At 69.7% G+C, this 4,014-nt stretch carries 4 protein-coding genes; 3 read left to right on the forward strand and 1 reads right to left on the reverse strand.

Annotated elements, in window-relative coordinates; genetic code table 11:
- On the forward strand, nucleotides 1–452 hold a 452-nt coding region (locus tag H5J30_RS20725; RefSeq protein WP_181788899.1), incomplete at its 5' end, for an RDD family protein.
- A 129-nt stretch (nucleotides 453–581) separates the two neighbouring features.
- Here the strand turns inward: H5J30_RS20725 and H5J30_RS20730 are convergent.
- Entirely contained in the window at nucleotides 582–869 is a 288-nt protein-coding gene (locus H5J30_RS20730) for a hypothetical protein (RefSeq protein ID WP_258563440.1), read from the reverse strand.
- Nucleotides 870–1,407: 538 nt separating this feature from the next.
- Here H5J30_RS20730 and H5J30_RS20735 point away from each other — a divergent pair.
- Together H5J30_RS20735 and H5J30_RS20740 are read left to right on the forward strand one after the other, a co-directional pair.
- Nucleotides 1,408–3,591, forward strand: a complete 2,184-nt coding sequence (locus H5J30_RS20735; protein ID WP_181788901.1) for an immune inhibitor A domain-containing protein — start codon at nucleotides 1,408–1,410, stop codon at nucleotides 3,589–3,591.
- Nucleotides 3,592–3,706: 115 nt separating this feature from the next.
- Nucleotides 3,707–4,012: a hypothetical protein gene (locus H5J30_RS20740; RefSeq protein WP_018834040.1), complete on the forward strand. Its 306-nt coding sequence runs from the start codon at nucleotides 3,707–3,709 to the stop codon at nucleotides 4,010–4,012.
- The last annotated feature ends 2 nt before the right edge of the window (nucleotides 4,013–4,014 follow it).

Raw genomic sequence — 4,014 nt, forward strand, 5'->3', positions numbered from 1 at the left:
TCGGCGGCCTCGGCCGCCGGCTGCTGGCGCGCATCATCGACGCCCTGATCGTGTACATCCCCGTGTCGCTCTTCCTCACCCTCATCGGCCGCATCGACGACTTCGCCGACACCGACAACACCGGCTCCCAGTACGGCTGGGGCATCTTCGGCATCCTCGTGTACCTCGTGTACGAGGGCCTGATGCTCACCCGCAGCGGCCAGACCGTCGGCAAGATGCTCATGAGCATCCGCGTCGGCATGCTGGAGAACGGCGCGGTGCCCGCCGGCGGGCCCGGCTGGATCCGCGCCGCCGTCTACTCGCTGCCGGGGATCGTGCCGTGCATCGGCACCCTGTTCTGGCTCTACAACGTGCTCTCGTGCACCTGGGACAGGCCGTACCGGCAGTGCGTGCACGACAAGGCGGCCAAGACGGTCGTGGTCTCCACGGAGGGCCAGCGCTTCACGCCGTGAAGCGGCCCCGCACCGCGCGGGGGCCGGCACACCGAAGCGGCCGGCGACCAACTGGTCGCCGACCGCTTCCTGTTCGGTTGTGTCTCGGCCGTCCCCCGTGGGCGCCCTCGCGGGTGCCCCCGTGCCGTCTCAGTGGGGCGCGGACTGCGCGCCGACCGGCCGCCGGTCCGCCGCGGGTGCGGCGATACCGTCCGGCCGCGCCACCACGACCGGCTGTTCCGCCCGTAAGGCGGGAGCGCGGCGGGAGCGCGGTACGGGAGCGGTCAGTGCGACGAGCACCCCGAGCGCCAGGGCGGTGACGCAGATCGCCACGAGGGCGATGGCTGCGCCTGCCTGCGAGAGCAGCAGCATGGCTGCGGCCGAGGCGATGACTGTGGCCGACCCGTAGAGGATTTGGGAGAGAGTCGGACGCGGCATGGCAGCCCCCCTGGTGGGCTCAGCATCGGTACGGACGGGTGAACGTGCCGAAGGGCGGCCCCGTGCGTGCAGCCGCCCCCCACTACCCAAGCCGTTGCCCAACCCTGGCTGCAAGTAAGCGTGACCTTACCCACCCGGGGGGTGCACGAGGGGGCGCACGGTGTCATGGCGGGGCGAGCACCGGCGTCACCAGGGTCTCCGACCCCGTAGCCCTCTGAAGTGTCCAAGTCAAGACTGTCATTTCTCTGTTCACTCCGGTCGAATGCTGGCACACCTATTCGTGCGGCGACGCGGGAGGGACAGCTCAAACGTGAAGAGCAGGCAAAGAAAGTTGTCAAAAACTACCGTCACCACGGTGGTCGCAGCCGCACTCGGCGCGGCTCTACTGCCTCTGGGGCAGGCGGCCGCCGACCCCGGCGACGGAGCGGCCCCACTGGAGCGCCGTGATCCGGCGCGGGCGCCGAAGCATCAGGAACACGACCTCGACGGCCCGTTCAGCAAGGAGCAGGACGCGCGCGAGCAGGCCGCGCTCCAGCAGTTGCTGTCCGGCGAGAAGAAGCCGCAGCCCCGGGCGGAGAAGGACGGCTCGACCGTCGTCAAGCTCGACGACGGCAAGTACGCCGAGCTGGGCCGCGGGACGAAGACCGACAAGATATTCACCGTGCTGGTCGAGTTCGGCGACGACGTCGACAACGAGACCATGTACGACCCGGACGGTCCCGACGGCCCCGAGCCGCCCGTCGTGAAGTACGGCGGCGACGCGGGCCCCGCGCATAATCAGATAGCCGAGCCGGACCGGGCGGTGGACAACTCCACCGACTGGAAGGGCGACTACGACCGGCAGCACTACCAGGACCTCTACTTCTCCAAGGACGCGGACAAGCAGTCCGTGGCGAAGTACTACGAGAAGCAGTCCTCCGGGCAGTACACGGTGGACGGCGAGGTCAGCGACTGGGTCTCGGTGAAGTGGAACGAGGCCCGCTACGGCTCCAACTACTGCGGCGACTCCACCTGCGCCTCCGTCTGGGACCTGGTGCGCGACGCGACCGCCAAGTGGGCCGAGGACCAGAAGGCCGCGGGGAAGACCGACGCCGAGATCAAGGCCCAGCTCGCCGAGTACGACGCCTGGGACCGCTACGACTTCGACGGCGACGGCAACTTCGACGAGCCCGACGGCTACATCGACCACTTCCAGCTCGTGCACGCGGGCGAGGACGAGTCCGCCGGCGGCGGCGTCCAGGGCGAGGACGCCATCTGGGCGCACCGCTGGTACGCCTTCGGCACCGACGCGGGCAGCACAGGACCCGGCGAGAACAAGGCCGGCGGCGCCCAGATCGGCGACACCGGCGTGTGGGTCGGCGACTACACCGTCCAGCCGGAGAACGGCGGACTCGGCGTCTTCGCCCACGAGTACGGCCACGACCTCGGCCTGCCCGACCTGTACGACACCGCGGGCGGCGAGAACTCCACCGCCTTCTGGACGCTCATGTCCTCCGGCTCGTGGCTGGGCCGCGGCAAGGACGCCATCGGCGACCTGCCCGGCGACATGACCGCCTGGGACAAGCTGCAACTCGGCTGGCTGGACTACGACACGGCCAAGGCGGCGACGCGCTCGAAGCACACGCTCGGCCGCGCCGAGGAGCAGAAGGACGGCAAGCCGCAGGCGCTCGTCGTCGAACTGCCGGAGAAGGCCGTCACCACCACCATCACCAAGCCCGCCGAGGGCACCAAGCAGTGGTGGAGCGGCATGGGCGACGACCTGTCCAACTCCCTGACCCGTACGGTCGACCTGACCGGCAGGTCCGCTGCCTCGCTGGCCCTGAAGGGCTGGTGGGACATCGAGGAGAACTACGACTTCCTCTACGCCGAGGTCTCCACGGACGGCGGCGCCAGCTTCACCCCGCTCGACGGCACCGCGAACGGCGCGCAGATCCCGCGCGACGGCGGCGACCGGCCGGCGCTGACGGGCGTCTCCGGCGAGTTCCGCGACCTGGAGTACTCCCTCGACGCCTACGCGGGCCAGGAGGTCCAGCTCCGCTTCCGCTACCAGACCGACGGCGGGGTGGCGCAGAAGGGCTTCGCCGCCGACGCGTTGACGATCACGGCGGACGGCGAGGAGGTCTTCGCGGACGGCGCCGAGGGCGACGACGCGGGCTGGACGGCGGACGGCTTCTCGCGCGTCGAGGAGTCCTTCACCAAGGACTACCCGCAGTACTACATCGCCGAGAACCGGCAGTACACGTCGTACGACAAGACGCTCAAGACCGGTCCGTACAACTTCGGCTGGACGACCGACAAGCCGGACTGGGTCGAGCACTTCCCGTACCAGAACGGCCTGGCCGTCTGGCTCTGGGACACCTCGCAGCTGGACAACAACACCAGCGTGCACCCCGGCGAGGGCCTGGTGCTGCCGGTCGACGCGCACGCGAAGCCGGAGAAGTGGGCGGACGGCTCGGTGATGCGCAACCGCATCCAGGCGTACGACACCACCTTCAGCACCCAGCGGACCGACGGCCTCACCCTGCACAAGGACGGGAAGCCGGCGAAGATCAAGTCGAAGAAGGGCGCCTCGGTCTTCGACGACCGCAAGGGAACGTACTGGGACGAAGGGAACCCGGGCGGCAGCGTGAAGGTGCCCGACACCAACACGAGGATCTCCATCGTCCAGGAGCCCGGTCATGGCCGGACCATGACAATCCAGGTGGCGCCTTCCGGTCGGTGATTTTGTAAAACCGCAGGTCAAAGACGTATCGGCCGCTGCCCCTGGCGGGGCGGCGGCCGATCGCGTAAAGATGGCGTGAGCAGCCCGACCGAGGGACGACCACGCGAGGAGAGCCATGGGCGGAGGAGGATTCACCAAGCTGCCGGACGGCAGCATGGTGGTCGCCGTCTCCCTGCCGGCCCCCGTGGAGGGCCGGCGGATACGTGTCCTCGTCCACGCCGCGAACCGCGCCAGGGCCCTGACGCGGCTGCGCAACCTCGGCCTGCGCTCCGTCTACCTCCGCGGCAACGCGCACCCGCCCACGCCCGACGAGGTGACCGCCGTGCTGTGCCATCCGGACGGCCTGGTCTGGCGCGGCTCGCTCGACGACGACACGGAGTCCTGGCACCCGATAGCGGCGCTGTTCCGGCTGGCGACGTAGCC

This window comes from Streptomyces phytophilus (assembly GCF_013870535.1).
Lineage (GTDB): Bacteria > Actinomycetota > Actinomycetes > Streptomycetales > Streptomycetaceae > Streptomyces > Streptomyces phytophilus.

Bases quoted from the DNA above. Each gene is read 5' to 3' on its own strand.
- H5J30_RS20730 (WP_258563440.1), bottom strand. From the start codon at position 869: ATGCCGCGTCCGACTCTCTCCCAAATCCTCTACGGGTCGGCCACAGTC.
- H5J30_RS20740 (WP_018834040.1), top strand. From the start codon at position 3,707: ATGGGCGGAGGAGGATTCACCAAGCTGCCGGACGGCAGCATGGTGGTC.